We start from the raw sequence: 24,221 nt of genomic DNA on the forward strand, positions 1-24,221 counted from the left end.
CTCTCAAGATAATGATTCATTCTATCATACTTCGCCCCTAATTAAAAATATTTACTACGGGCAGAAGAGACTTTGTCTACCTACTAGTTTATCATACTTTAAAAGTGAGAGGTCATATATTTTACCTATCGAAGAGATAGAGAAAAACTAATTCAAGTCCAACTTATCGTAAGTTTGACGGTAACCAATTTGTTTTACAAGACCATTTTCAACTAGTATTGGACGTTTTAACAGCATACCATCACTGGCCAAAAGTTTGGCTGCTTCTTTGTTTGACAATGTTCCAATCTTATCTTTCAATCCGAGTTCACGATATTTGATTCCACTAGTATTGAAAAATTGCTTCAATTCGAATCCCGAAGTTTCGAGCCAGGTTAAAATGATCTTTTCACTTGGAGTTTCTTCAACGATATGAACATCTTTGTATTCTAGTCCGAGTTGATCAAGTTCCTTTTTTGCTTTCTTACAAGTTGTACATTTTGGATATTCGATAAATTCTAACATTTTTTCTCTTTCTATTTTTTATTTTCTTGATAACTTGCACCTTCATGCCTCAAGAGCCAAGCCTTCTTTTCGAGTCCCCAAGCATAGCCTGTCAGACATCCTCCAGCACCTAGCACACGGTGACAAGGTACAAGGATAGACCAGGGATTGCGACCTACTGCTCCTCCGACTGCTTGAGCAGAAGCCACCTGCAAGTCCTTAGCTATTTGCCCATAAGTAACAGTCTGGCCAAAAGGAATTCCTCGCAAGTAGTTCCAGACTCTTTTTTCAAAGTCACTACCGACAGGAGCTAAAGGTAATCCAGATAAGTCTTGATCTTGCTCCTTAAAATAAGTCTCTAAATAGGAAGTAATTTGATTTAAAATGGGATGACTTTCAACAACAGTTACATCATTTTCAGATAATCCCTTCTCAAAATCGCTCTTTTCTTCAATCCATATCCCAAACAAATAGTGGTCATCTGCTACCAGAGATAGTGGGCCAATCGGAGACTTGTACAGCATCTTTGCATACTTCTTAGACATTTGATTTTAATTTTTGATAGGCCAAGCGTTCCCCGTCTACTGGAACTTTACCAACTTGTTTAAAACCAAGCTTTTCAAAGATATGCTGCATGGCTATGTTTTTAGCGTGCGTATCTGAACGAAAATCTAGGTAATCGAAGCCTTCAATCAAGCCTTCTAAAAAGGTCTGAGCAACACCTTGACCTTGCGCATCTTTAGCAACTGCAATACGGTGAAATACTAAGTATTCTGCTTCATTTCCCTCCCAGTTGCCATCATAAATTGCTTCATAAGCTTTTTCTGGGCTCTTAGTCACTGCTGCATAGGCTAAGAGGTCCCCTTCGTCTAGGGCTACATAAGCTTGACCAGAGATGATATCTTCAATAATGGTATCTGCATCTGGGTAGCCGTTTTGCCACTGAGTGCTACCAGCTTCTGCCAAACATTTCTTGGCTCCCTCAATCACTTGCATAATTGCATCAACTTCGTTTGGAAAGGCTAAGCGAATCTCCATCATTTATCCTCATTTCATACTATTTTCTCTCATCATAGCACAATTTAGTTCTTTCTACAAGCACTTGAAACTTGACTTATTATTTCTAATATTTTATAATCTAGTTATTAAAACTAGATGAAAGGGAGTTAGAAATGAATTTAACCTTTTCCTATCCCAAATGGGAAGAACTACCGAATATCGATCTCTATCTAGATCAAGTCTTACTTTATGTTAATCAGGTCTGTGCTCCTAGCTTTTCTCAAAAAGAGAAAGGGCTAACAGCATCTATGGTCAATAACTATGTCAAACATGGTTATCTGACAAAACCCGAGAAGAAAAAATACCAGCGTCAGCAAATTGCTCGATTGATTGCTATTACAACCTTAAAATCAGTTTTTTCAATTCAAGAGATTGCACAAACATTGAACACTCTTCAAGTTGAAGCTAGCTCAGAAACACTCTATGATGCTTTTGTAAACTATATGAATGCAGAAATTGACCCTAACAGCCCCATCATTTTGACGAGCTGTCAAACGGTCAAACTTTATCATCGAACCTTATCACTCATCGAGACCAATGTACAAGAGGAGGAACTCTCATGAATACCAGTTTAAAACTTAGTAAACGTCTTAGTTTTGGGGAAGAAATTGCAAACAGTGTCACCCACGCTGTAGGAGCAGTTATCATGCTCATCTTACTTCCTATTTCATCAACCTATAGTTATGAGGCACATGGTTTCTTATCGTCTATTGGTGTTTCGATTTTCGTTATTAGCCTCTTTCTCATGTTCCTTTCATCAACTATTTACCATTCTATGGCCTATGGTTCAACCCATAAATACGTTTTGCGTATCATCGACCATTCCATGATTTATGTTGCCATTGCTGGATCTTATACTCCTGTTGTATTGACTTTGATGAATAACTGGTTTGGTTATCTCATTATCGCCATCCAGTGGGGTACGACCATTTTCGGTATTCTTTATAAAATCTTTGCCAAGAAGGTAAACGAAAAATTTAGTCTCATCCTCTACCTCATCATGGGATGGCTTGTCTTAGCTATTTTACCTGCAATCATCAGTCAAACAACTCCATTGTTCTGGAGTCTTATGGTGTCAGGCGGTCTTTGCTATACAGTTGGTGCTGGATTTTACGCTAAAAAGAAACCATACTTCCACATGATTTGGCATCTCTTCATCCTAGCAGCTTCAGCTTTGCAATATATCGCTATTGTTTATTACATGTAAAAAGAAGTTGGGAAAAACCCCAACCTCTTTTTTTAGTTACACATATTGATAAAATACTCATGCAGTCGAATATCATCAGTCAATTCAGGATGAAAGGAAGTCACTAGCATATTCTTTTCCTGTGCTGCAACGATTTGATTGTTCACGATTGCTAGAACTTCAACATCCTCACCAACACTACTGATAATCGGACCACGGATAAAGGTCATTGGAATCTTACCGACTCCTTTACAATCTGCTTCCGTATAAAAGCTTCCTAACTGACGCCCATAAGCATTGCGCTCGACTACTATGTCCATAGTCGCTATATGACTCTCTTCCTGAGAGGTAATCTCTTTTGCTAACAAAATCAAACCTGCGCAAGTCCCAAAAACAGGGAGTCCAGATAGAATCGCTTCTCGAATGGGAAGTAGCATATCCTGGTCTCGTAAAAGCTTGCCCATGGTGGTAGATTCCCCACCGGGCAAGATAAGACCAGACAAACTACTTCTATATTGCTGAAAATCTTCTAGATTTCGCAGTTCAACACTTTCGACACCTAGTTTGGCAAGAACTTTCTCATGTTCCACAAAGGCACCTTGTAAGGCCAATATTCCGATTTTCATCTATTTTCCTCTCTCAGCCATGAGAATTTGGATTTCATTCTCATTGATACCAACCATGGCTTCTCCTAAATCTTCTGAGATTTCAGCTAAAATGTGAGGATTTTGATAATTGGTGACAGCTTTGACAATGGCTGCTGCGCGTTTGACAGGATCACCTGACTTGAAAATCCCTGAGCCAACAAACACACCTTCTGCACCTAGCTGCATCATAAGAGCAGCGTCTGCTGGTGTTGCCACACCTCCTGCTGCAAAGTTCACGACTGGCAATTTTCCATGTTCATAAACATATTGAACTAATTCCACAGGAACCTGTAATTCTTTTGCTGCGACATAGAGCTCATCCTCACGTAAGTTTTGAATGCGGCGGATTTCCTGATTCATCATGCGCATATGACGAACCGCCTGAACGATATCTCCTGTTCCTGGTTCCCCTTTTGTACGGATCATAGAAGCCCCTTCAGCGATACGACGCAAGGCTTCTCCTAGGTCTTTAGCACCACAAACGAAAGGAACTTGGAATTCTTTCTTGTTCACATGGAAACGATCGTCAGCTGGAGACAAGACTTCGCTTTCATCGATATAGTCAATCTCGATGGCTTCTAAAATTTGGGCTTCGACAAAATGCCCAATTCGAACCTTTGCCATAACTGGAATACTAACTGCTTCTTGGATTTCCTTGATCATCTTAGGATCACTCATACGGGAAACACCACCAGCAGCACGAATATCAGCTGGGATTCGCTCCAAAGCCATAACAGCTGCTGCACCAGCAGCCTCCGCAATACGAGCTTGTTCAGGGTTTTGAACATCCATGATGACGCCACCCTTAAGCATCTGTGCCAAATTCTTATTTAATTCATAACGATTTTCAGTCATTTCTTCTTCCTCATTTCTTGTATTGGTAGCTACATGTTTATTTTAAGGCAGAAATGACTTAAGGACAAGATAAAAAAACGATAACTGTCCGGGTGCAATTTTCTATATCATAAAAAAGTACCCACAATGGGGCACTTTTATTTCTTAGATTTTTTAATACTTTTCACAAGATAAAACAGATATCCTGAAACCATATAAGCAACAAAGATAGTGGCTGCCCATTTAAAGACAAAGCCCCAACCATGTTTGGTAGCATTCAAAAAGAAATAAGGGAAGGGACTATCCTTAGCGTTAGGGACATCCATCTTTAGAACAAAACCGTTTAAGATTGCAAATCCCATATAAAGTAAGGGAAGACTAGTCCATAACATAGGGTCAAACCACTTATATTGACGACTCTTGTCAAAAATAATTGTATCTGCTAAAAACCAAAGAGGGACTATATAATGGCAAAGGAAATTTTCCAAACGGTAAAAATCTGTCGTCAAGGGAGCTAGCATAAAATGATAGATGACACAGGTAATCATGATACTCATAGTGACACCACCTTTGAGACGTAGAATACCAGAACTCTGCCAACTATCACCGCCACTACGCATCTTTAACAAAAGATAACCTGTAAAGAGTACAACCAAAAGGTTAGAAAGGACTGTATAATAGAGCAACATCCCTAAACCACCCCGTTTGGTAATCTCTAAGTATACACCAGTAAAGGCTGCTATAAATAAAAAGATACGACTATAAAATATTACTTTTTCATTTTTAATCATGGTTAAATCTTCTTCACAAATTCTGATTTCAATTTCATAGCGCCAAAACCATCAATCTTACAATCGATGTTGTGGTCACCTTCAACAATACGGATGTTTTTCACACGAGTTCCTTGTTTGAGGTCTTTAGGAGCACCTTTGACCTTCAAATCTTTAATCAAGGTTACTGTATCTCCATCAGCTAGTTTGTTTCCATTTGCATCGATGGCAACAGGGCCTTCCTCCACTTCTACTTGCTCAGCAGGATTCCACTCGTAAGCACATTCTGGGCAAACAAGAAGTGTACCATCTTCATACACATATTCTGAATTACATTTTGGACAATTTGGTAATTGACTCATGTTATCTCCTTAAAAAATTTATGATTATTTGAATGTCAAATTTTCTTCAACAGCAACTATTATACCTTAAAAGAGACTATTTTACAAATCATGATAAAAAAACGATCAACCGAAACCCGGTTCATCGTTTTTTTAGTTTCTTATAAATGTTCTTGTGCTTCTGATTTAATTTTTTCAACAACTTCTAAAATAGAGAGTCCAGTTGTATCCAAATAGATTGCATCCTCAGCCTGTTTAAGAGGCGAAGTTTCACGATGACTATCTTTATAATCACGCGCAGCAATCTCTTCTTTCAAAGTTTCCAAATCTGTTTCGATTCCTTTTGAAAGATTTTCCTTGTAACGACGTTCTGCACGCTCATCTACAGATGCTACTAGAAAAATCTTCAATTCAGCCTTAGGCAAGACCACTGTACCAATATCGCGACCATCCATGACAATACCACCTTGTTGGGCAATCTCTTGTTGGAGGGCTACCAGCTTTTCACGAACAGCTGGAATAGCAGCAAAGGCAGAAACAGCATTGGTTACTTCATTTTCTCGTATTGGATCTGTCACGTCAACATCTCCAACAAAAACAAGCTGGTCTCCATTTTCAGCACGCCCAAAGCTAATTGGATATTGTTCCAATAATTCAAGCAGTTGAGAAGATTCCTCTGCGCTTACTTGGTTATTCAAAGCAATGTAGGTCGCAGCTCGATACATAGCACCTGTATCCAAATACGTATAGCCAAAGTCCTTAGCGATAATCTTAGCGACTGTACTTTTACCACTGGAAGCTGGTCCATCAATGGCAATCTGAATTGTTTTCATCGTTACTCCTATCTTGTCTTAAGGACATCACCAGGATTTGCAAACCAAGTTCCTGTAGACATATGACCAGGGTTTAGAGCTTCAAGTTGAGCAATAGAAATCCCTGCTCGAGCTGCAATTGCAGCTTCACCTTCTCCTGCAAGAACTGTAATGGTTCCTTCAGCATTAGCATGTGTTTCTGTATGTTCTTGTTGGGTTGTCTCTGTTTTAGTTTGCTCTGTTACCGCAGTAGTAGCAGTTACAGTTGTAACCTCTTCTACCTTAGGCGCAGAGGAATCATAGAAATCTTTTAATGAAGAAGTACGATTGCTTCCACCAGATGACAAGTAGATTAATATCACTATCATTCCGATAATTATTGTGAAGAAAAGAATCGCTAATATCGTCAAAATACGATTAGCTGAGAACCCTGAATCATATTGATTGCGTTGGCGACGTTCTGTTCTTGTTTCTTCTTCCTGGTTCTCATAAATATCTTCTTGCCACGGTTCCTTTTCCATACCTTACTCCTTGAGTTTTTTTTATTTTCTTATTACAATATAAATATGAAGATTAGACTAATACCTGAACGTTGCATTGCCTGTGGGCTCTGCCAAACCTATTCAGAATTATTTGATTACCATGATAATGGTATCGTTCGTTTTTTCGATGATCCTAAGCAATTAGAGAGAGAAACTCCTTGTAGCGACGACATTTTAGAAGCTGTTAAGAATTGTCCTACTCGTGCTCTAATCAACGAGAAATCTTAAGATTTAATGGAGGATAGTTTTCTATTTTCCACTCTCTCTAGTTTAGCATATTTTTCTAGAAAATTATAGTCTTTTGCTAGACTAATTTTATACAATTTTACAATCATTTGTTCAAAAATCTCAATACCACCTTAACTGCTTTCTTAGGTCGTTTATCGATTACATAAATTCTAATTGATTGTTTCTTATCAATCTCATATAGAGCTAGAAAAAAGAGGAAGTACTTCCTCTTTTTTTGTGAATACAACAGATTAATCATCAAACCCATTTGGATGCTTGCTTTGCCAACGCCACGCATCTTCACACATTTGATTGATGTCAAGTTCTGCTTCCCAGCCAAGTTCTTTTTTGGCTTTTGCAGGATCTGAATAGCAGGCAGCGATATCCCCTGGGCGACGGTCAACGATACGATAAGGAATTGGGCGTCCAACTGCTTTTTCCATATTATGGATAATTTCTAGGACAGAATAACCTTTTCCTGTTCCAAGGTTATAAATATTAAGTCCTGAACCTTTTTGAATCTTCTTAAGAGCTGCTACGTGGCCTTTTGCAAGGTCAACCACGTGAATATAGTCACGCACACCTGTACCATCTGGTGTTGGATAATCATCTCCGAAAACTTGCACCTCTTTTAATTTTCCAACAGCTACTTGTGTAACATACGGTAGAAGGTTGTTTGGAATACCGTTTGGATTCTCACCCAAATCCCCACTCTTATGGGCACCAATTGGATTGAAATAACGAAGTAAAACAACGTTCCACTCTGAGTCAGATTTATAAATATCGGTCAAGATTTCTTCCAACATTAGTTTTGTACGACCATAAGGATTGGTTACTGAAAGTGGGAAATCTTCTAAGATTGGAACTGTATGAGGATCTCCATAAACAGTTGCTGATGAACTAAAGATGATGTTTTTACAGTTAGTCTCTTCCATAACTTTCAAGAGGCTAACAGTACCTGCAATATTGTTATCATAGTAAGCAAGTGGGATACGTGTAGATTCACCAACAGCTTTCAAACCAGCAAAATGAATCACACCAGTTGGTTCTTCGTGTTTGAAAATATCGCGAAGAGTTTCCGTATCACGGATATCTGCTTCGTAGAAAGGAATTTCTACGCCTGTGATTCTTTCAACTACTTCAAGACTTTTACGACTACTATTGACCAAATTATCGACGACAACTACTTGGTGTCCGGCTTGGACCAATTCAATAACCGTATGAGTTCCGATGAACCCTGCTCCACCTGTTACCAGAATTTTTTCTTGCATTTTATTTCCTCAATTCTTGGATTATTTTTTTCATTTTACCATTTTTGATAGGGAAAGTCATTTACTTTCCTAATACTACCGTAAAAACTAGGTAAAAGATTTACGATTGTTTCTTTTTAATATATCTTTCAGTCGGATAATCTGCCGGATCTAATACTCCACTTCTCCCCTGGAGCATTTGGGCTAGATGATAACCGATATTAGGACCAGTTGTTAATCCTGAAGATCCTAGTCCGCTTGCTGCATAGACATTAGATAAATCTGGGACTTGACCAAAAAACGGAGAAAAATCACTCGTGTAGGCCCGAATACCCACACGTTCCCCACTAACCACTGCTTCCTTCAAACTTGGATAAAATGGACTCGCTACCTCAGCCATTTGTCGGAGCAAATTTTCATCAACTGTTAGGTCAAAGCCCATATCATTTTCATGAGTAGCCCCTAGAGACAACTTCCCACCTGAAAATGGAATCAAATCCCACTCCCCTTCAGGCATAACTACAGGAAAAGCTCCCATGTCTTGTGGCACTTGGTAATCTCGGAGTTGCCCCTTTTGAGGACGAACATCAACTTCATAGCCTAAAGGTTCCAAAATGTTACCAAGCCAAGCTCCTGTGGACAAGATAACTTGATCAAATATTTGATCGTCTATCTGGTAACCCGATGATAGAGGAGTTAGACTGACCTCTTTCTTTACAACCTTTACTTGACTGGCTTCCAGTAAGCGACTGACTAAAAGTTGCCCATCTACTCGGGCTCCTCCAGAAGCATAGAGCAATCTCTCAAATCCCTTTAAACCAGGGAATAACTCACTTGCAGACCTTTGGTCCAGAATGGCTAATTCTCCTATTAAGGGAGATTCTTCTCTTCGTTGCAAGGCTAAGTCATAGAGTTCATCTAGTTTGGAGTCATCTTTTTTAAGAAGAAAAACACCAGAACGCTGGTAAAAATCGATTTTTTGACCCGATTTTTCTAAGTCAGTTAATAAATCTACATAAAAGTCTGCTCCTAGGCGAGCCATCTTGTACCAAGCTTTATTACGTCGTTTAGAGAACCAAGGGCTAATAATCCCTGCTGCTGCCTTGGTTGCTTGGCCGTTTCCATTATCAAAAACAGTTACTTCGATATCAGCTTCCTTAGAAAGATAGTAGGTAGCTGTTGCCCCTATAATTCCTGCACCTACAATAGCAACTTTTTTCATTGTCTTTACCTTCTAACTAGATATGGTGGAATGGATTAGTGGATGCTTGGCTTGCAATAACTTCTAGCGGCCAAGCATTCTCCTCCTTCCATTCATTCAGGAACGCTACAATTTTTTCAACAAAGAGAACTTCAATATAGTGTCCTGGGTCAAGAGCCAACAAGCCGTCTGACAACATATCTTGGGCAGTGTGGTAATAGATGTCACCAGTAATGTATACATCCGCTCCTTTTGCTAAAGCATCAGAGTAAAAAGACTGCCCACTGCCACCACAGATAGCTACTCTTGAAATGGACTTCTGTAAATCAGTCTCTTTATAATACACCATACGAAGGCTATCTAGATGGAAGACGTCCTTAACATGGTCAGCAAATTCCTTAAATGTTTGAGGTCTAATAGTTCCAATACGCCCGATGCCACGTTCAGGACCTGTTTCCTGTAGAAAAGTTGTATCCTTAATACCCAATAGTTGGCAGAACCAGTCATTAAGGCCGTTTTCAACAATATCAATATTAGTATGGCTAACGTAGACTGCAATATCATGCTTGATAAGATCAATATAAATCTGATTTTGAGGGCGACTAGCTACCAAGTCCTTTATCGGACGGAAGATAGGCGCGTGCTTGACAATAATCAGAGCAACACCCTTTTCAATGGCTTCTGCAACCGTTTCTTCACGTATATCAAGAGCAACCATCACCTTTTGTATTTCTTTGTCTAAGGTACCAATCTGCAAACCACGGCTATCACCCTCCATAGAAAATTCTTGAGGGCAATAGGCTTCATAACGGTTTATCACTTCACTTGCTTTCATGGAGTACCTCCTTGATGGCTTGAATTTTATCTACTAAAACTTGACGTTCTTCATGATTTTTTTCTGGGATTTGACTAAGGGCAAATTCGAACTTACTTGCTTCTTTTTGCCACTTTTGGACAAATACGGGGCTAAGTTCTTTAGATAGAAAAGGACCAAAACGGATATCGCCAGCTGATAAATTCATTTTCCCAGCTTCCACTACTAGAATCTCGTAGAATTTTCCAGCTTCTTCTAAGATACTTTCAGCTACAATCTGAAATCCATGCTCTTGTAACCAGCTACGCAACTCGTCTTCTCGATTATTGGGTTGAAGAATCAAACGCTCAACTTTCGCTAATTTGTCCAATCCTTCTTCTAATATCGTAGCAATCAAGTGACCACCCATTCCTGCAATAGTGATAACAGAAACCTGGTCACTTTCTTCGAAAGCTGCCAAACCATTAGCTAAACGGACCTGGATTTTTTCAGTCAAACCATGACTCTCAACATTTTTTATAGCAGATTGATAAGGACCTACCACTACTTCTCCTGCAATGGCATGATTGATGTGATCTTTTTCAACTAATTCAATCGGTAAATAGGCATGGTCACTTCCAACATCCAATAAAACGGCTCCCTGGGGAACAAAAGAAGCTACCGTTTCTAATCTCTTTGAAATCATCTTCTCTCACTTTCAAAAACTCTATTTCCCTTTATTATACCATATTTTATCTAGCAATCCTGCACCCAAAAAAGACCACAATCAAGGATTGCAGCCTTTCTTTATTTTTTAGCTTGATAACGACTTGTCAGGATGAAAATGACAGCAAAGATGGCCATCATGATGCCATAGACAGGTAATGTTTGTCCTGTCAGTGTTGAAATTTCAAGTAATTTTTGGATTCTTGGAAATAGAGCTGTTCCAAGGAAACCTCCAACTGACCAAATAATCAAGAGAATACGCCACAGACTAAATGGCAAGCAAGCTCTAACTACAGACATGAAACCAATCGATGCCAGTAGATAATACAAGAGTGTCGAAATTTCAATGGCCGACCAGCCTTGACTTGTTCCAAATATTTTAATAAATAGAACGCTAAAGACTACCATCAAGGCACTTGGTAAAGCACGGAGCATGGATTTTCTGAGGAAGTTTTGTTCTACAGGTTTGATATTTCGTTCAAAGGTCAATACGAACGGTGGGAATCCTTCCACAAACTGATCAATCATGGTAATCTGAATCGGAATGAATGGGAAAATCAAAATCCATTCAGTACGTCCCAACAAAGCACTGGCAATACAGATAACTGCTAGCAAGAAGGAATAGATTGTCTTAATCAAGAAAATCGGAGCAATGTGGGCAATATTATTGACCACACGACGACCTTCAAAGAGAATCTCAGGAACATCATTAAAATCTGAATTCAAGAGGACCAGATTTGCGATCTGACGAGTCGCTGGGTCTCCTTCAGCCATAACAATGGAACAGTCTGCTTCACGTAGAGCTAGGATATCATTGACACCATCTCCTGTCATAGCTGTCGTATGTCCTGCTTTTTTCAGAGTTTGGATAATTAGTTTCTTTTGGTGAGGCGAGACACGTCCGAAAATGGCTGTTTCTTCAGCCATAGCTATCAATTCTTCATCGGTAATTTTCGAGCAATCTACGTAGCTGTGGTAGTCTGCAAAACCTGCTTTTTGGGCAATACTTGAAACGGTAACTGGATTATCACCAGAAATAATTTTCAAGCCAACTTCCTGAGAACGAAGATAATCTAGAGTTTCAGCTGCCCCTTCTCGGATTGGATCTAGAATCTCAAGCAGAGCCAAAGCCTGAATATCAGATGGTTTTTGTGGCTTTTGGTGATCAAGGTTTTCTTGACTGAGGGCAAGAACCAAGACACGAGATCCTCGTTCAAGAGCTTCTCTAGCTTCAGGAACTTCAGCATCCAATAACATTTCTGGTGCACCTAAAAAAACCGTCCCAAGACCTTCCAATTCCACTGCTCCCCATTTACGATCACTAGAAAATGGAAGACTAGAAATCATCGGATAAACCACTTCTCCTGCAAAACGCTTTCGAATAGCTTGAGCTGTTGGATTTTTATCCTCACTGTGTGCCATATAGCTAGTTAAAATTTTAGAAATAGCATCTTTGTCGTAAGCTTGAGTCAGAGGAAGGACAGTTTCAACCTGCATTTTCCCTTGAGTGATAGTTCCTGTCTTATCCAAACAGAGCATATCCACACGCGCCAAGGTCTCAACTGAGTACATCTCCTGCACCAAAACCTTCTTCAAACCTAGTTTAATAACAGCAGTTAAGAGAGAGGTAATGGTCAAGAGTGCGATTCCCTTAGGCAACATCCCCAAAAGGGCTGTAGATGAATTCACTACAGAAGAATTTAGTGGTAAACCTTTTAAGACCAAAGCTTCAAGCAATAGCGCTATACCAAATGGGATAATGATTTTACCAGTAAAGCCTGCAAGCTGATCAAGTGATTTCATGATACGAGAATTAATCGGCTTCACTGTCTTGGCTTCAAGCATGAGTTTAGCAGCATAATTATCTACCCCGACATGATGTACCTGAGCGAGCACAGAACCACTTGCAAGAAAACTACCGGACAGCATTAAGGTCCCTGCTTCTTTTTGCACCAAGTCACTCTCACCCGTTAACATGGCTTCATTGACTTCTGCAAAACCTTCTAATACAATCGCATCACTTGGAATTTGATCCCCTGCAGACAAGCGAATCACATCATCCAAAACAAGCTCTTCAGGATCCAAAGCTATCTCTTGCCCATCACGAATGGTCGTGATTTTTTCCTTATTCAAAAGGTTGAGTTTATCAACCATATGTTTAGCTCGTAGCTCAGTTACAATCCCAGAAAATGCATTAAAGCAGATAACCGCAAAGAAAACTAGGTTGCTCCAGGCTTTAACAAAGGCGAGCGCTAGGGCAATGGCAAAGTTTAAAGCATTGAATAAAGTAAAGACATTTCTCTTCACAATCTGCCATGTACTAGTACTAGCTGAAGCTTGGAAATCATTGACCTGTCCCTGTTTTTGACGTTCTTTGACTTCTGATTGGCTTAAGCCCATAATTTTATTTTTATCCATAAATTCTATCATATCATTTTTTTTTGAATATTTCTAATTTCTTATTAAATGCATATCCTGCTTCTGCAAAAAACATTTGCCTGTCCTAGTATGATAAGGTATAATAAAAGAAAGAAAACTGAAGGAGACACAATGTTTTATACTTATCTACGTGGGCTGGTTATGTTGATTCTCTGGTCAATCAACGGAAATGCTCACTTTCACAATACTGAAAAAATTCCAAGTTTAGATGAAAACTATATCCTTGTTGCCCCGCACCGTACATGGTGGGATCCAGTCTATATGGCTTTTGCAACAAAACCAAAGCAATTTGTCTTTATGGCTAAAAAAGAACTCTTTTTAAATCGCATCTTTGGTTGGTGGATTCGCATGTGTGGTGCCTTCCCTATTGACCGTGAAAACCCAGGTTCATCTGCTATCAAGTATCCAATCAATGTTCTTAAAAAGAGTAATCGTTCACTGATTATGTTTCCAAGCGGTAGTCGTCATTCTAACGATGTTAAGGGTGGTGTAGCCCTCATTGCAAAGATGGCTAAGGTTTGTATCATGCCCGTTACCTATACTGGCCCAATGACTCTAAAAGGGCTCATCAGTCGTGAACGTATCGATATGAACTTTGGAAATCCGATTGATATCTCAGATATTAAAAAGATGAATGATGAAGGCATTGAGATGGTTGCAGACCGCATCCAATCTGAATTTCAACGCCTGGATGAGGAAACAAAACAGTGGCACAATAACAAAAAACCAAATCCACTCTGGTGGTTCATCCGTATCCCTGCCTTGCTTCTAGCAATTATTGTCGGAATCCTGACAATCCTCTTTACCTTCGTAGCAAGCTTTGTTTGGGACCCAGATAAAAAGAGAGAGCGATTACAATAATCTAATCTTCACAAGCCTAAGTTGAGTACTTGGGTTTTTTCTAGTTGCTCCGGTGCCCATTCGCTTATTGACAAAAGGCTAAAACTATAGTATACTTTCAAAGTAAGCTGATTTAGCTCAGTAGGCAGAGCGCATCCATGGTAAGGATGAGGTCGCCGGTTCGATCCCGGCAATTAGCATTATTCGTCAGTTCCTTTTTAGGAACTATTTTTTTCTTGACAAACTATTGCCCCTATAGTACAATAAAGTCTGCGATGAGTCGATATGTAGCGAGAGCTACAATTGCGCAAAGGAGGTCATTAACGCAGGAGCGGACCTTGAGAAATTGTGTGAACCGGTTTCTCACATGGAGATGCCTCTCATGCTTTCTGGTTTTCCAGAAAGCTTTTTTTAATTCTTTTATATTCTACAACAAAAAAGCCTATCACCCAAGCTCGAACGCTTGAAGTGATAGGTTTTTATTTTTTGATTAACGTACTGTGCGGATACGCATTGTGTTTGTACGAACTGCTTCACCAAGTGGCACACCTGCTACGATAACGATATCGTCACCAGATTGTACAAGACCTGCTTCAACTGCTTTACGTTCAGCAATTTCAAACATGTCATCAGTTGATGATGGAGCTTCTGTCAACATTGGGATAACACCCCAGTTCAACATCAATCCACGTTCTGTCAATTCGTCAAATGTCAATGCCAAGATATCAGCGTTAGGACGATATTTAGAAATCAAACGAGCTGTATGACCAGTCTTAGTAAGAGTCACAATCAATTTGATATCCATTGAGCTTGCTGCATCTTTAACTGCTGATGCCATAACTTCTGTCTTAGAATTACGTTCAAATGAATCTGAGTTCAAACGACCGTACTCGTTAAGAAGAGTTTGAGCATTCTTGTCGATTGTAGCCATTGTTGCAACTGATTCAAGTGGGTATTTACCATTTGCAGATTCACCTGAAAGCATAGTAGCATCAGTTCCGTCAATAACAGCGTTAAATACGTCTGATACTTCTGAACGAGTTGCACGTGGTTTTTCAGTCATTGTTTCAAGCATGTTAGTTGCAGTGATAACAACTTTACCAGCAGCATTCACTTTAGTGATAATCATTTTTTGGTAAACTGGAACCATTTCAAATGGTACTTCAATACCCATATCACCACGAGCAATCATGATACCGTCAGCAGCTTCAATGATTTCATCCAAGTTTTCGATACCTTGTTGGTTTTCGATTTTTGCAAACAATTGAACGTGACCATTACCTGTTTCTTCACAGATTGCACGAACTTCGTTTACGTCTTTTGCAGTACGTACGAATGAGATTGCGATAAAGTTGATACCTTGTTCAAGACCGAAACGAATATCAGCATTGTCGCGATCAGCAAGGGCTGGGAAAGGAATTTTAGTGTTAGGAATGTTAACACCTTTTTGTTTAGCAATGATACCATCATTTTCAACTTTAACAACAAATTCACGTTTAGCAACATCTTTTTCTACAACGCGAAGACCAAGTTTACCATCATCAACCAATACTTGGTGACCAACTTCAACATCATCAAAAATATCAAGTGCACCAGCTACGTTCAAAGCAATCACGTCACGAGTTGATTTGATACCTTGTTTTGTTGCAACACGGATTGTTTCACCAGTCTTGTATGAGTATTCTTTAGCTTCACCTTCAAACAATTCAGTACGGATTTCTGGTCCCTTTGTATCAAGAAGGAAACCAACTTTTTTACCTGCAAGTTTTTCAGCAAGTTTTACAGTTGCCATACGTTCACCTTGTTCTTGGTGGTCACCGTGTGAGAAGTTGAAACGGAAAGCGTTAGCTCCTGCTTCAATCAATTTAGCAATGTTCTTTGCTGATGCTTCAACATCAAGCTTTTCACCCCAATATCCGTCATCACCAAATTTTTTTCCACCACGGATTTCTACCGCAGGACCTAAAGTTGCAACGATTTTTACACGTTTATTCATGATTATGAAACTCCTTTATTTTTTAGACCTTTTTGGTCTGATTAACTAAGTTAATGAAAGTAAATTAGGACAAGCTCTTATTCAATTTGGCTAGTTCTAAGTCAGCCTTGTGAGGGTTGTTTACAACAATCTTACCATCGGCTGTTAGGCTAAATAAAGCCCCCTCTTCTGCTGTTCCCAGAATTGGATTTTCAACCATTTTTTCATTACGAATACCAACAGCAACACCACCGATTCCTTGTTTAAGAAGTTTAACAGCGTGTGCTCCCATACGTGACGCTAATACACGGTCACGAGCAGTTGGTGATCCACCACGTTGGATATGACCGAGTTCTGTTACACGAAGATCACTTGTATCTCCTGCTTCTTTCAGCTTTTGACCGAATTCAGCTGCTGACATGACACCTTCAGCTAAGACGATGATATTGTGTTTTTTACCATGTTCGTAGCCCGCCTTGATGCTTGCTACGATGTCTTCCATTTTGAAGCCTTCTTCAGGGATGATGATTTCATCAGCTCCAGTTGCGATACCAGCCCAAAGAGCGATATCCCCGGCATTACGTCCCATAACTTCAACGACGAAAGTACGACGGTGACTTGAAGATGTATCACGAATCTTATCAATGGCATCCATTGCAGTTGTTACTGCGGTGTCAAATCCGATAGTGAAATCAGTTCCCACAATATCGTTATCAATTGTACCTGGAAGTCCAATAGCAGGGAATCCATGCTCAGTCAAGCGCATAGCTCCATGATAAGAACCATCACCACCAATAACTACGACACCTTCGATACCGTGTTTTTTCAACTGCTCAATTCCTTTAAGTTGGCCTTCAAGTTGTGCGAACTCAGGATAACGAGCAGAGTGAAGGAAAGTACCACCACGTGAAATGATGTCTCCTACAGAAGCAGCATCAAGTGGATAAATCTCACCAGCAACCATACCAGCATATCCATCATAGATACCAAATACTTCCATTCCTTCCGAGATTGCTTGACGAACAACTGCACGGATAGCAGCATTCATACCAGGGGCGTCTCCACCGCTAGTCAAAACAGCAATACGTTTCATTTGGTTTTGCTCCTTTTTCTTTTTACATTCTAACTGATTATACCACAATTAAAGTTAAAATTCTTTTATTTTCATTGATTTTTAACGATAAATCGTTTTCATAGTTATTTGTCTCAAAGATTCTTGGAGACTCGCGTCTTTTGCTACAAAATAACCTGGTAAAAGAACATTTTTTTGTTCATCCTCATAGCGAATGACAACAGGAATTTGGCCCTTATGTTGCTCTAAAATATGATAAATCTCAGAATCGTAGTCATGATCAGCCACCTGAATCCAAAAACGTTCACTTACTGCTTCTTTTAGAGTATTTAACACTAATTGCAGGCGACCATCTCTGGACTGTACTTTTCCATTTAGATAGTAAAATTTCCCTTCATGTAGGATGTTTTTAAATTGGCGATACTGGTCAGAAAAAACAGTGACTTCCAAATTTGTCTTACTATCACTAACTTTCAAAAAGGCCATGTTTTCACCTTTTTTTGTTCGGATTACACGGATAGATTGAATCTCTACGAGCACAGTTGCTGTCTGACCTTCGGACAGTTCAGACAAACTAACAATTGGATATAATGGGTTCTTTGCTAAAATCAGCAATGGGTGTTGACTGATACCCACTCCTAACCATTCTTGCTCCTTTTTGAATTTCTCGATATTCGAGAAGTCTTCTGTGTCTGTCCAGCTATAGCTAGAATCTGCAAAGAGACTACCTAACTCATCCACAAAGATAAACAAAGTTGGTAGATTCGCTAAAATCTTCTGACGATTTTTATCAAATCCATCAAAGAGACCAACTTCTACTAAGGGAGTCAGGAGGCTAAGCTTCTGATAATTTTTGGGGAGTCGTGTGATAAAATCTTCTACACTACTAAAAGGACGATTCTCTATAATCCAATAAGAAAAATCACGAGACATTCCCTTAATACTTTTAAGCCCTAAATACACCGTCTTATCCGTCAATTTATCCTGATATGGAACCGTATTAATCGAAAACGGAGTCAGTTTAAAGCCCATTTCAAGCGCATCGAGAATATAATCTCCACTCGCATAGTTGAGCATGACCTGATAAAAGATAGCTGGGTAATGTGTTTTAAAGTAGGCAAGTTGAAAGGCTAAAGCTGCATAAGCGTAGGCGTGGGAACGGTTAAAACCGTATCCAGCAAATTTTTCCATGACAGCAAAAACTTCTTGAGCCTGTTCTTTGCTATGGCCATTTTCAAGTGCACCTTGGATAAAACTCTCCTCCATTCGGTGCATCTCAGCAGCATTCTTTTTTCCCATAGCACGACGCAAGATATCGGCTTTTCCAAGACTAAAACCAGCATAGCGTTGAGCTACTTGCATGACCTGTTCTTGGTAAAGCATGATGCCATAGGTTGGAGCTAAGATATCTTCTAGCACAGGGTCCAGAACCGTAACTTTTTCTTTGCCATGTTTTCTGGCTACAAAGTTATCAATATAGTCACTCGCTCCTGGTCTGTTGAGGGAAGTGGTTGCCACTACATCTTCAAAGCTTTCTGGTTTCACGCGCTTCAACAAGCGAATAGCTCCAGGTTGTTCAAACTGAAAGATTCCCTTGGTCTTCCCAGCTGCAAACAGGGCTAAAGTTTCTTTATCCTCAAGGTCTATATCCTCAATTCTTAATGGAATTCCTTGAGTTTCAAATAGGAGCTCCTGCATTTTTTGAGCGAAGGTTAGGTTTCGAAGACCCAAGAAGTCCATCTTGAGCAAGCCATTTCCTTCAACTCCATGCGCATCATACTGGGTAATCAGCATATCCTCACCATACTTAAGAGGAATATAGTCCGTTAGATTTTTATCACTAATCACGACACCAGCAGCGTGGATGGAAGTTTGCCGAGGATAGCCTTCTATCTTTTTGGCAATTTCAAAAGCCTTTTGGTACTCAATCTTACCTTGAATCAGTTGTCTAAATCCTAGATTGCCTTCATAGGCTGTCGTTAAGGTATCTTTGAAACCGATTTTTTTTGTTATGGCTGTTAACTCATATTCTGGAACACCATACCGTTTAAAAACATCTCGGATAGCCTGCTTGGCACCAAAGGTCGAGTAAGTAACAATCTGCGCAGCATGGATACTACCATAGCGGTCACGAACATAGCGAATAAACTCTGGACGATAGATATCAGGAATATCAATATCGATATCAGGCATGGTATAGCGTTCACGATTCAAGAATCGTTCAAAAATAAGATTTTTTGCTACAGGATCAATTCCTGTAATATCTAGAGCGTAGGCTACTAAACTTCCAACTGCAGAACCACGTCCCATTCCCATGTAATACCCTTGAGAACGACCGAAACGTAAGAGATCCCAGACAACCAAGAAATAGTCATCGAATCCCATTTCATGAATCACTGATAACTCATCTTCTAAACGAGCCTGATAATCTTGATTCCATAACCCTTTCTGCTTCAGACCCTGAATGGCTCGTTCTCGGAGTTCTTCAACAGCAGGTCTTTCTGGATTGAAACGTGGAAGTTTGAGACTACTATCAATCTCATAGGAAGTCTTCTTGGTCACTCTTTCGAGGTTTTCGAGTGCTTGTGGAAACTTTTCCAAAAAAGGCTGTTCTAGACGCTCAACTGGTAACAACAAGCCCTGTTGAGATTGAACATCAACCTCTCGCAAGGTCACGTTTTCCTTAATCGCTTTAAGCATCTGTAAGGCTTCTAAATCCTCAGGTTCGAAAGAATTAACTCGATAAAGCGGGAGGATGGGTTGAGAAAAATTCGATTGAAGTGTATCTGGATAAACTCCGATATAGTAGTCATATCCCAAATCTAAGTCAGCAATTCCAGAATAATAGGGAACAATAACGCAAATATCCTCTAGGTAAGAAGAAAAATCAGTCCACTCTTTTTTACCCGTCATCTTTAAAGTCGAAAGCTTCATAAGATTTTGATAACCACGATTTGACAGGGCTAGCAAACGTAGATTGAGCCATTCATCTTTATGATGAACAGTCATTTCAAGACCTAATAAAGGCTGAATCCCCTGTTTTTGGCATTCTTTGATAAAATAATAGGCTCCATAGAGATTATCTTCATCCATGATTCCAAGTGATGAATAGCCATATTCCTTCCCTAGGCTGACATATCTCTTGATTGAAATCATACTCTCCATGAAACTATAGACAGTTTTCGTATCCAGTTGGGCAATCATTCTTTCTCACCTCCCTTTTTCTTTTTCTATTATACCATTTTAAAAAATAGAAACACAATTTCTTTCTAATCATTAAACTAAAAAACCACAGCCTTAAAGGCTATGGTTTTATGATATGAAATAAGTTCGAAGAAGAGTTGCGCCTAGCTTTTTTTAACTTAGTTACTTGTATCTTTCGTTAAAAATATCCCGATTAAAACTAGAACTAGGGAGAGAAAAGGAAAAATCCTAAAAATCTGCCAATCCGGGTCGAATGCAAAGAGTCCTGAAAGCAAATAAAATCCTGCACTCGCATACAAGAAATTTCTATTTACTTTCTTGATTCCTATCTGTGTTAAGACAGTTGCTATAGCGTAAGGAATTAAATTAGGACCTAGAAAAATCAAGAATACAATTCCCCATTTACCAGCAGCTAAAGCAAAATGTATAAATATAAGAATATAGGTAAGTGCCAAATAAAATGAGAAAGATAGAAGAGCCGAAGGTTTCTTGACTACTTTTGGACCATTCTCCGTATTTTCAACTGAATTATTCTCTACAATTAGTTTATCTTCTTCTTTGTTTAGTTCTACATTTGGATTTTGGTCTGACATTTTTTTCTCCCACTAATTTGTTTAATTATTTTTATTATATCCCAATTTGTCACATTAAGCTAGATAGAAAAAGCCATCTATGTTAGTCCCAGATAAACGCTCACATTTGTCTGAAAGAAACTAACATAAATGACCTACACTACTCCGTATCAAGTTTTTCTGAGTCAGGTGAAATAGTCTAACTCAATTTGACAAATGAGGAGTTTTTATTATTTTTCACGAATCACTTCTACCTTATATCCATCTGGATCTTTGATAAAGTAATAGTTTGGCTGAGTTCCTGGCAGTCCTTTAGGTTCTGTTACTTCATAACCTTTTTCACTATGCTCTTTATGCAGAGCTTCAAGGTCAAGCGTACTAAGGGCAATGTGTGCAAATCCGTCACCCACAACATAAGGCCCATGGTCATAGTTATAAGTCAATTCCAATTCATAATCATCACCGTCAAGACCTAAATAAACAATGGTGAAAGCATAATCTGGAAAGTCCTTACGGCGCAATTCCTTAAATCCAAAAGCATCTTGATAAAAAGCAATTGATTTTTCAAGATTTTCTACGCGTAAGCAGGTATGTAACATTTTTGAAGCCATATTATCTCCTCTTTCATTTCGATAGTTCCATTATACCCTGAATTAGTAAAATTTACTAGGAACTTAAACTGTAACCCCCTACTCAATGCTTTAACGCAATTCAAGAACCTCTCGATTTTCCTTACGAATATTCCGCACAAGTAAAAGTAAGATAAGAATAAAGAGCCCTTCTAGGAAGTAGAAAGCAAACTCACTATTCATAATTAGTAAGTCTTTTTCAAAAAAGACTTTACTAAAATCTTGTATAGGTGCGAATAGGATTCTAAATAAACGTCTTAGGAAAATAAAAATTTGCAATCCATAAATCATAAAGGTCTTTTTAACACCAATTGCTAAACGCTGTTCTTTTGTAAAATAAGCCAATACGATTCCATTTAATAAGAGTATGAACGTTAAGCTCAGAGTTTCATTTCTTAGAACAACTGGATTAAAAAGACTTAAGCGACTGTGAGTTAACGGTAATAATTGAAAAAATATAATACCCATTAAAATTGGAAAGAAAATTCCCTTCAATGAAGGTGGTAATCCTACTTTATATCTTGTAAAGTATAAGACACCAACCACTATCATAACAATAAAGATGTAACACATCGCAACATATGAAATCATTTCGCTTCGGTTTGCCAGAGCAACTAGAAAACCTGAAGATAGAAACAGTCCCAGCGGAACTAACTTGTCTAAAGAATAATCCCACTTAAACCCTTCACTTATCTTGAATCCATCAATAAAACAGAAAAAAGTAATGAAAACAAGAGCCCCAATGAGACCTAACGGTAAGGTTGGTAAGATAAAGACCATTAACAATATTAATAGAATCCATGGTTTGAGATTGTAGTAGAATTTTTGTTTTAATCCTCTAGCAGCTACACCTTCTTCAATCAGTGTTTGTCTCAATTTTAGCATATAAACGTAGAATAGTGATACCATACCGGCATGAACCCAGGAATTCATAGCATATTGCTCTAAAACACTGAATATTAAACTAAAAATCGTAAATAGACCAAACACAAACTGAAGAAACTTATTTTTAAAGACCTGTCTTTTTTTCCAAACCAAATAAGATATTTTAGAATTCGGATGACAGAGTTGATAAGCATAGCTGGTCATCTCTTCTAGTTTCTGGTCTGTCTCCTCCGTCATCATCATGGGAACCATTTTAGAGGTAGAAAAAGGACCTAAAACATAAAGCAACAATTCTCCGTCTTTAAAACGATGATACTCCTTATAGATTTGTTGAAGCAAAATCGCAAGAATGCGCGGTTTACTTTTAAAGTAAGTTCTCCACTTCTCCCAATCATTGATATCTTCATCACTCTTCGTAATCTTATCAATATAGAGATAGCCTTGATGATACCAGTAATCAAAATTTTCTTTTTTATCTAATGAAAACTTTTCAACAACCCAAGGATAAGAATGAGTATCCTTCCAGAAACTGAATTTCTTCAGATAAGGATTTTCTTCATCCTGAATATGATTTCTTACAAATCCAAAAACAAGATTCAGAACCTTGTCATTTGTAAAAGGATAAACATCGATGTCCTCCAATAATTGAAGCAAGAGAGATTCATCCTGAACATTCTCAAGGAGATAGGTCCAATCCTGTACAAGTCTAGCATCGTCTTGATATGTACTATAGGCTAAGAGATATAGAGCTTCCTCAACCTCTGAAGAATTTAGCAAATTATAAGAATGGATATCGAATAGTTCTTCTGAATCTGCTTTTAATTCTTTAAAGTAAGCCACAAGCTCGTCATAGGCTTTTTGGTCTTCTTCTCCCACCTCTGGTTTAATCTTCTCCAAAATATAAGCCAAAACTGGAATGCTAGTAATCATTTGTTTACTGCTATTCAAGAGAAAAAGGACCGTACCAGGAGAAAAAGATTGTTTGAAAAAAGTTATCCAAACTCCAATTTGATTGGCTTTTTGGGAGTCCTCTAGAAGGGCTTGGCATAAACGATAAGAAGCATACAATTTCGCAGTTTCTTTTTTCGCATCCTCAAGAGACTCTCCATTTTTGTAGGCAGTAGCTCTTTTAACCTTCCAATGCTTCAGTTTATAGTAATATCCCCAGTACTTAAAGTCAGGAATATAGTCTTCCAGCAAGGGAATGATGATAGAGAATTGCTCAGGTTTGTTAAAAATATAAACATCCATTTCTTCTAAAACAGACTGAACAACACTCATATCATATCGATACTGATTAAAAAATTGTCTCCAAAGATGTTCTTGTTCTTCTACGGTATAGTCAGGATTTCCTACAATACTTTCAATCGCGTTTCGAATCAGATACTCTGACTCTAGATAATCACTAAAATCTAAGACATGACTAGAATCGTTCGACTCGTGAGCAGTTGGCTCTTCACTTAAAGTTTCAAAATTAAACGGAGAAGCAACTATTTTCTCTTCTTGATTACTGAAATGCTGATAGGAACTAGCTTCACTTCCAACAGTTTCTTGTCTCGTACTATTAGACCGTGCTTCTCTTAAAGCCGACTGGTAGGCTTCTACAATTTGTTGATAGATTTCTGGTTGGTCCTCAGGATGGTAAAGTTTCACTAACTCAGAATATCGTTTTCGAATAGTCTTAACATCATGAGTTGGCTTAATCCCTAAGATTTCCCATTTGTTCATAGAAT

24 protein-coding genes and 1 tRNA gene are annotated in these 24,221 nt (G+C 38.7%); 5 read left to right on the forward strand and 20 right to left on the reverse strand.

Going from position 1 to position 24,221, the window contains the following annotated elements; genetic code table 11:
* Positions 1-147: 147 nt before the first annotated feature.
* The 3 genes from HMPREF9180_RS07130 to HMPREF9180_RS07140 are packed head-to-tail and all read right to left on the reverse strand — an operon-like array spanning position 148 to position 1,521.
* Positions 148-504 carry a Spx/MgsR family RNA polymerase-binding regulatory protein gene (locus HMPREF9180_RS07130; protein WP_006145842.1) on the reverse strand — a complete coding sequence of 119 codons (357 nt, stop codon included), beginning with the start codon at positions 502-504 and terminating at the stop codon, positions 148-150.
* Positions 505-515: 11 nt separating this feature from the next.
* The gene (locus HMPREF9180_RS07135; RefSeq protein WP_006145843.1) at positions 516-1,028 is read right to left on the reverse strand and encodes a methylated-DNA--[protein]-cysteine S-methyltransferase; all 513 of its coding nucleotides are present in this window, start codon (positions 1,026-1,028) and stop codon (positions 516-518) included.
* Complete coding sequence (locus tag HMPREF9180_RS07140; RefSeq protein ID WP_025168714.1) at positions 1,021-1,521, reverse strand: GNAT family N-acetyltransferase; 501 nt, start codon at positions 1,519-1,521, stop codon at positions 1,021-1,023. The genes HMPREF9180_RS07135 and HMPREF9180_RS07140 overlap by 8 nt, the downstream gene beginning before the upstream one ends.
* A gap of 134 nt (positions 1,522-1,655) precedes the next feature.
* On the opposite strand from HMPREF9180_RS07140, the gene HMPREF9180_RS07145 reads away from it, so the two are divergent.
* Together HMPREF9180_RS07145 and trhA are read left to right on the forward strand one after the other, a co-directional pair.
* Complete coding sequence (locus HMPREF9180_RS07145; protein WP_006145845.1) at positions 1,656-2,105, forward strand: DUF1836 domain-containing protein; 450 nt, start codon at positions 1,656-1,658, stop codon at positions 2,103-2,105.
* Complete coding sequence (gene trhA, locus HMPREF9180_RS07150; RefSeq protein WP_006145846.1) at positions 2,102-2,749, forward strand: PAQR family membrane homeostasis protein TrhA; 648 nt, start codon at positions 2,102-2,104, stop codon at positions 2,747-2,749. Before HMPREF9180_RS07145 ends, trhA begins: the two co-directional genes overlap by 4 nt.
* 32 nt (positions 2,750-2,781) lie before the next feature.
* Here trhA and pdxT read toward each other — a convergent pair whose 3' ends face one another.
* The 6 genes from pdxT to HMPREF9180_RS07180 all read right to left on the reverse strand — a co-directional run bounded on the left by pdxT (position 2,782) and on the right by HMPREF9180_RS07180 (position 6,653).
* Entirely contained in the window at positions 2,782-3,354 is a 573-nt protein-coding gene (gene pdxT, locus HMPREF9180_RS07155; protein WP_006145847.1) for a pyridoxal 5'-phosphate synthase glutaminase subunit PdxT, read from the reverse strand.
* Positions 3,355-4,230 carry a pyridoxal 5'-phosphate synthase lyase subunit PdxS gene (gene pdxS, locus HMPREF9180_RS07160; RefSeq protein ID WP_006145848.1) on the reverse strand — a complete coding sequence of 292 codons (876 nt, stop codon included), beginning with the start codon at positions 4,228-4,230 and terminating at the stop codon, positions 3,355-3,357.
* 137 nt (positions 4,231-4,367) lie between these two features.
* Entirely contained in the window at positions 4,368-5,000 is a 633-nt protein-coding gene (locus HMPREF9180_RS07165) for a Pr6Pr family membrane protein (RefSeq protein ID WP_006145849.1), read from the reverse strand.
* A gap of 2 nt (positions 5,001-5,002) precedes the next feature.
* Positions 5,003-5,341, reverse strand: coding sequence for a zinc ribbon domain-containing protein YjdM (locus tag HMPREF9180_RS07170; protein ID WP_006145851.1), 339 nt, complete (start codon positions 5,339-5,341; stop codon positions 5,003-5,005).
* 140 nt (positions 5,342-5,481) lie between these two features.
* Positions 5,482-6,153: a (d)CMP kinase gene (gene cmk, locus HMPREF9180_RS07175; protein WP_006145852.1), complete on the reverse strand. Its 672-nt coding sequence runs from the start codon at positions 6,151-6,153 to the stop codon at positions 5,482-5,484.
* An 8-nt stretch (positions 6,154-6,161) separates the two neighbouring features.
* On the reverse strand, positions 6,162-6,653 hold the full coding sequence (locus HMPREF9180_RS07180) for an SAG1386/EF1546 family surface-associated protein (RefSeq protein WP_006145853.1): 492 nt from the start codon (positions 6,651-6,653) through the stop codon (positions 6,162-6,164).
* 45 nt (positions 6,654-6,698) lie between these two features.
* On the opposite strand from HMPREF9180_RS07180, the gene HMPREF9180_RS10175 reads away from it, so the two are divergent.
* Positions 6,699-6,902, forward strand: a complete 204-nt coding sequence (locus HMPREF9180_RS10175; RefSeq protein WP_006145854.1) for a ferredoxin — start codon at positions 6,699-6,701, stop codon at positions 6,900-6,902.
* Positions 6,903-7,153: 251 nt separating this feature from the next.
* Here HMPREF9180_RS10175 and galE read toward each other — a convergent pair whose 3' ends face one another.
* The 5 genes from galE to HMPREF9180_RS07205 all read right to left on the reverse strand — a co-directional run bounded on the left by galE (position 7,154) and on the right by HMPREF9180_RS07205 (position 13,290).
* Entirely contained in the window at positions 7,154-8,173 is a 1,020-nt protein-coding gene (galE, locus tag HMPREF9180_RS07185) for a UDP-glucose 4-epimerase GalE (RefSeq protein WP_006145856.1), read from the reverse strand.
* Between the two features lie 100 nt (positions 8,174-8,273).
* Positions 8,274-9,374 carry an NAD(P)/FAD-dependent oxidoreductase gene (locus HMPREF9180_RS07190; protein ID WP_006145857.1) on the reverse strand — a complete coding sequence of 367 codons (1,101 nt, stop codon included), beginning with the start codon at positions 9,372-9,374 and terminating at the stop codon, positions 8,274-8,276.
* Positions 9,375-9,390: 16 nt separating this feature from the next.
* On the reverse strand, positions 9,391-10,188 hold the full coding sequence (locus HMPREF9180_RS07195) for a Nif3-like dinuclear metal center hexameric protein (RefSeq protein ID WP_006145858.1): 798 nt from the start codon (positions 10,186-10,188) through the stop codon (positions 9,391-9,393).
* Entirely contained in the window at positions 10,175-10,852 is a 678-nt protein-coding gene (locus HMPREF9180_RS07200) for a tRNA (adenine(22)-N(1))-methyltransferase (protein WP_006145859.1), read from the reverse strand. Before HMPREF9180_RS07200 ends, HMPREF9180_RS07195 begins: the two co-directional genes overlap by 14 nt.
* Before the next feature lie 101 nt (positions 10,853-10,953).
* The gene (locus HMPREF9180_RS07205; protein WP_025168715.1) at positions 10,954-13,290 is read right to left on the reverse strand and encodes a cation-translocating P-type ATPase; all 2,337 of its coding nucleotides are present in this window, start codon (positions 13,288-13,290) and stop codon (positions 10,954-10,956) included.
* Between the two features lie 132 nt (positions 13,291-13,422).
* Here HMPREF9180_RS07205 and HMPREF9180_RS07210 point away from each other — a divergent pair, with 132 nt between their 5' ends.
* Both HMPREF9180_RS07210 and HMPREF9180_RS07215 read left to right on the forward strand, forming a co-directional pair.
* Positions 13,423-14,172: a lysophospholipid acyltransferase family protein gene (locus HMPREF9180_RS07210; protein ID WP_025168716.1), complete on the forward strand. Its 750-nt coding sequence runs from the start codon at positions 13,423-13,425 to the stop codon at positions 14,170-14,172.
* 106 nt (positions 14,173-14,278) lie between these two features.
* A tRNA-Thr gene (locus HMPREF9180_RS07215) sits at positions 14,279-14,351 on the forward strand.
* Positions 14,352-14,641: 290 nt separating this feature from the next.
* Here HMPREF9180_RS07215 and pyk read toward each other — a convergent pair.
* The 6 genes from pyk to HMPREF9180_RS07245 form a co-directional block, all read right to left on the reverse strand.
* Complete coding sequence (pyk, locus tag HMPREF9180_RS07220; RefSeq protein ID WP_006145862.1) at positions 14,642-16,147, reverse strand: pyruvate kinase; 1,506 nt, start codon at positions 16,145-16,147, stop codon at positions 14,642-14,644.
* Positions 16,148-16,211: 64 nt separating this feature from the next.
* The gene (gene pfkA, locus HMPREF9180_RS07225) at positions 16,212-17,219 is read right to left on the reverse strand and encodes a 6-phosphofructokinase (protein WP_025168717.1); all 1,008 of its coding nucleotides are present in this window, start codon (positions 17,217-17,219) and stop codon (positions 16,212-16,214) included.
* 81 nt (positions 17,220-17,300) lie between these two features.
* Positions 17,301-20,402: a DNA polymerase III subunit alpha gene (locus HMPREF9180_RS07230; RefSeq protein ID WP_006145865.1), complete on the reverse strand. Its 3,102-nt coding sequence runs from the start codon at positions 20,400-20,402 to the stop codon at positions 17,301-17,303.
* 158 nt (positions 20,403-20,560) lie between these two features.
* Positions 20,561-20,995, reverse strand: coding sequence for a hypothetical protein (locus HMPREF9180_RS07235; RefSeq protein WP_006145867.1), 435 nt, complete (start codon positions 20,993-20,995; stop codon positions 20,561-20,563).
* Between the two features lie 209 nt (positions 20,996-21,204).
* Positions 21,205-21,585, reverse strand: a complete 381-nt coding sequence (gloA, locus tag HMPREF9180_RS07240; RefSeq protein ID WP_006145868.1) for a lactoylglutathione lyase — start codon at positions 21,583-21,585, stop codon at positions 21,205-21,207.
* A 90-nt stretch (positions 21,586-21,675) separates the two neighbouring features.
* Positions 21,676-24,216 carry a J domain-containing protein gene (locus HMPREF9180_RS07245; protein WP_025168718.1) on the reverse strand — a complete coding sequence of 847 codons (2,541 nt, stop codon included), beginning with the start codon at positions 24,214-24,216 and terminating at the stop codon, positions 21,676-21,678.
* Positions 24,217-24,221 lie beyond the last annotated feature (5 nt).

The organism is Streptococcus peroris ATCC 700780 (genome assembly GCF_000187585.1).
GTDB classification, from domain to species: Bacteria; Bacillota; Bacilli; order Lactobacillales; family Streptococcaceae; genus Streptococcus; species Streptococcus peroris.

Excerpts from the sequence above, each read along its gene's own strand:
- HMPREF9180_RS07140 (WP_025168714.1), bottom strand. The coding sequence starts at position 1,521 with ATGGAGATTCGCTTAGCCTTTCCAAACGAAGTTGATGCAATTATGCAA.
- HMPREF9180_RS07245 (WP_025168718.1), bottom strand. The coding sequence starts at position 24,216 with ATGAACAAATGGGAAATCTTAGGGATTAAGCCAACTCATGATGTTAAG.
- pfkA (WP_025168717.1), bottom strand. The coding sequence starts at position 17,219 with ATGAAACGTATTGCTGTTTTGACTAGCGGTGGAGACGCCCCTGGTATG.
- HMPREF9180_RS07200 (WP_006145859.1), bottom strand. The coding sequence starts at position 10,852 with ATGATTTCAAAGAGATTAGAAACGGTAGCTTCTTTTGTTCCCCAGGGA.
- galE (WP_006145856.1), bottom strand. The coding sequence starts at position 8,173 with ATGCAAGAAAAAATTCTGGTAACAGGTGGAGCAGGGTTCATCGGAACT.
- HMPREF9180_RS10175 (WP_006145854.1), top strand. The coding sequence starts at position 6,699 with ATGAAGATTAGACTAATACCTGAACGTTGCATTGCCTGTGGGCTCTGC.
- gloA (WP_006145868.1), bottom strand. The coding sequence starts at position 21,585 with ATGGCTTCAAAAATGTTACATACCTGCTTACGCGTAGAAAATCTTGAA.
- HMPREF9180_RS07180 (WP_006145853.1), bottom strand. The coding sequence starts at position 6,653 with ATGGAAAAGGAACCGTGGCAAGAAGATATTTATGAGAACCAGGAAGAA.
- trhA (WP_006145846.1), top strand. The coding sequence starts at position 2,102 with ATGAATACCAGTTTAAAACTTAGTAAACGTCTTAGTTTTGGGGAAGAA.
- HMPREF9180_RS07165 (WP_006145849.1), bottom strand. The coding sequence starts at position 5,000 with ATGATTAAAAATGAAAAAGTAATATTTTATAGTCGTATCTTTTTATTT.
- HMPREF9180_RS07210 (WP_025168716.1), top strand. The coding sequence starts at position 13,423 with ATGTTTTATACTTATCTACGTGGGCTGGTTATGTTGATTCTCTGGTCA.
- HMPREF9180_RS07235 (WP_006145867.1), bottom strand. The coding sequence starts at position 20,995 with ATGTCAGACCAAAATCCAAATGTAGAACTAAACAAAGAAGAAGATAAA.
- HMPREF9180_RS07170 (WP_006145851.1), bottom strand. The coding sequence starts at position 5,341 with ATGAGTCAATTACCAAATTGTCCAAAATGTAATTCAGAATATGTGTAT.
- HMPREF9180_RS07130 (WP_006145842.1), bottom strand. The coding sequence starts at position 504 with ATGTTAGAATTTATCGAATATCCAAAATGTACAACTTGTAAGAAAGCA.
- cmk (WP_006145852.1), bottom strand. The coding sequence starts at position 6,153 with ATGAAAACAATTCAGATTGCCATTGATGGACCAGCTTCCAGTGGTAAA.
- HMPREF9180_RS07195 (WP_006145858.1), bottom strand. The coding sequence starts at position 10,188 with ATGAAAGCAAGTGAAGTGATAAACCGTTATGAAGCCTATTGCCCTCAA.
- pdxS (WP_006145848.1), bottom strand. The coding sequence starts at position 4,230 with ATGACTGAAAATCGTTATGAATTAAATAAGAATTTGGCACAGATGCTT.
- HMPREF9180_RS07135 (WP_006145843.1), bottom strand. The coding sequence starts at position 1,028 with ATGTCTAAGAAGTATGCAAAGATGCTGTACAAGTCTCCGATTGGCCCA.
- pdxT (WP_006145847.1), bottom strand. The coding sequence starts at position 3,354 with ATGAAAATCGGAATATTGGCCTTACAAGGTGCCTTTGTGGAACATGAG.
- HMPREF9180_RS07205 (WP_025168715.1), bottom strand. The coding sequence starts at position 13,290 with ATGGATAAAAATAAAATTATGGGCTTAAGCCAATCAGAAGTCAAAGAA.
- HMPREF9180_RS07230 (WP_006145865.1), bottom strand. The coding sequence starts at position 20,402 with ATGATTGCCCAACTGGATACGAAAACTGTCTATAGTTTCATGGAGAGT.
- HMPREF9180_RS07190 (WP_006145857.1), bottom strand. The coding sequence starts at position 9,374 with ATGAAAAAAGTTGCTATTGTAGGTGCAGGAATTATAGGGGCAACAGCT.
- pyk (WP_006145862.1), bottom strand. The coding sequence starts at position 16,147 with ATGAATAAACGTGTAAAAATCGTTGCAACTTTAGGTCCTGCGGTAGAA.
- HMPREF9180_RS07145 (WP_006145845.1), top strand. The coding sequence starts at position 1,656 with ATGAATTTAACCTTTTCCTATCCCAAATGGGAAGAACTACCGAATATC.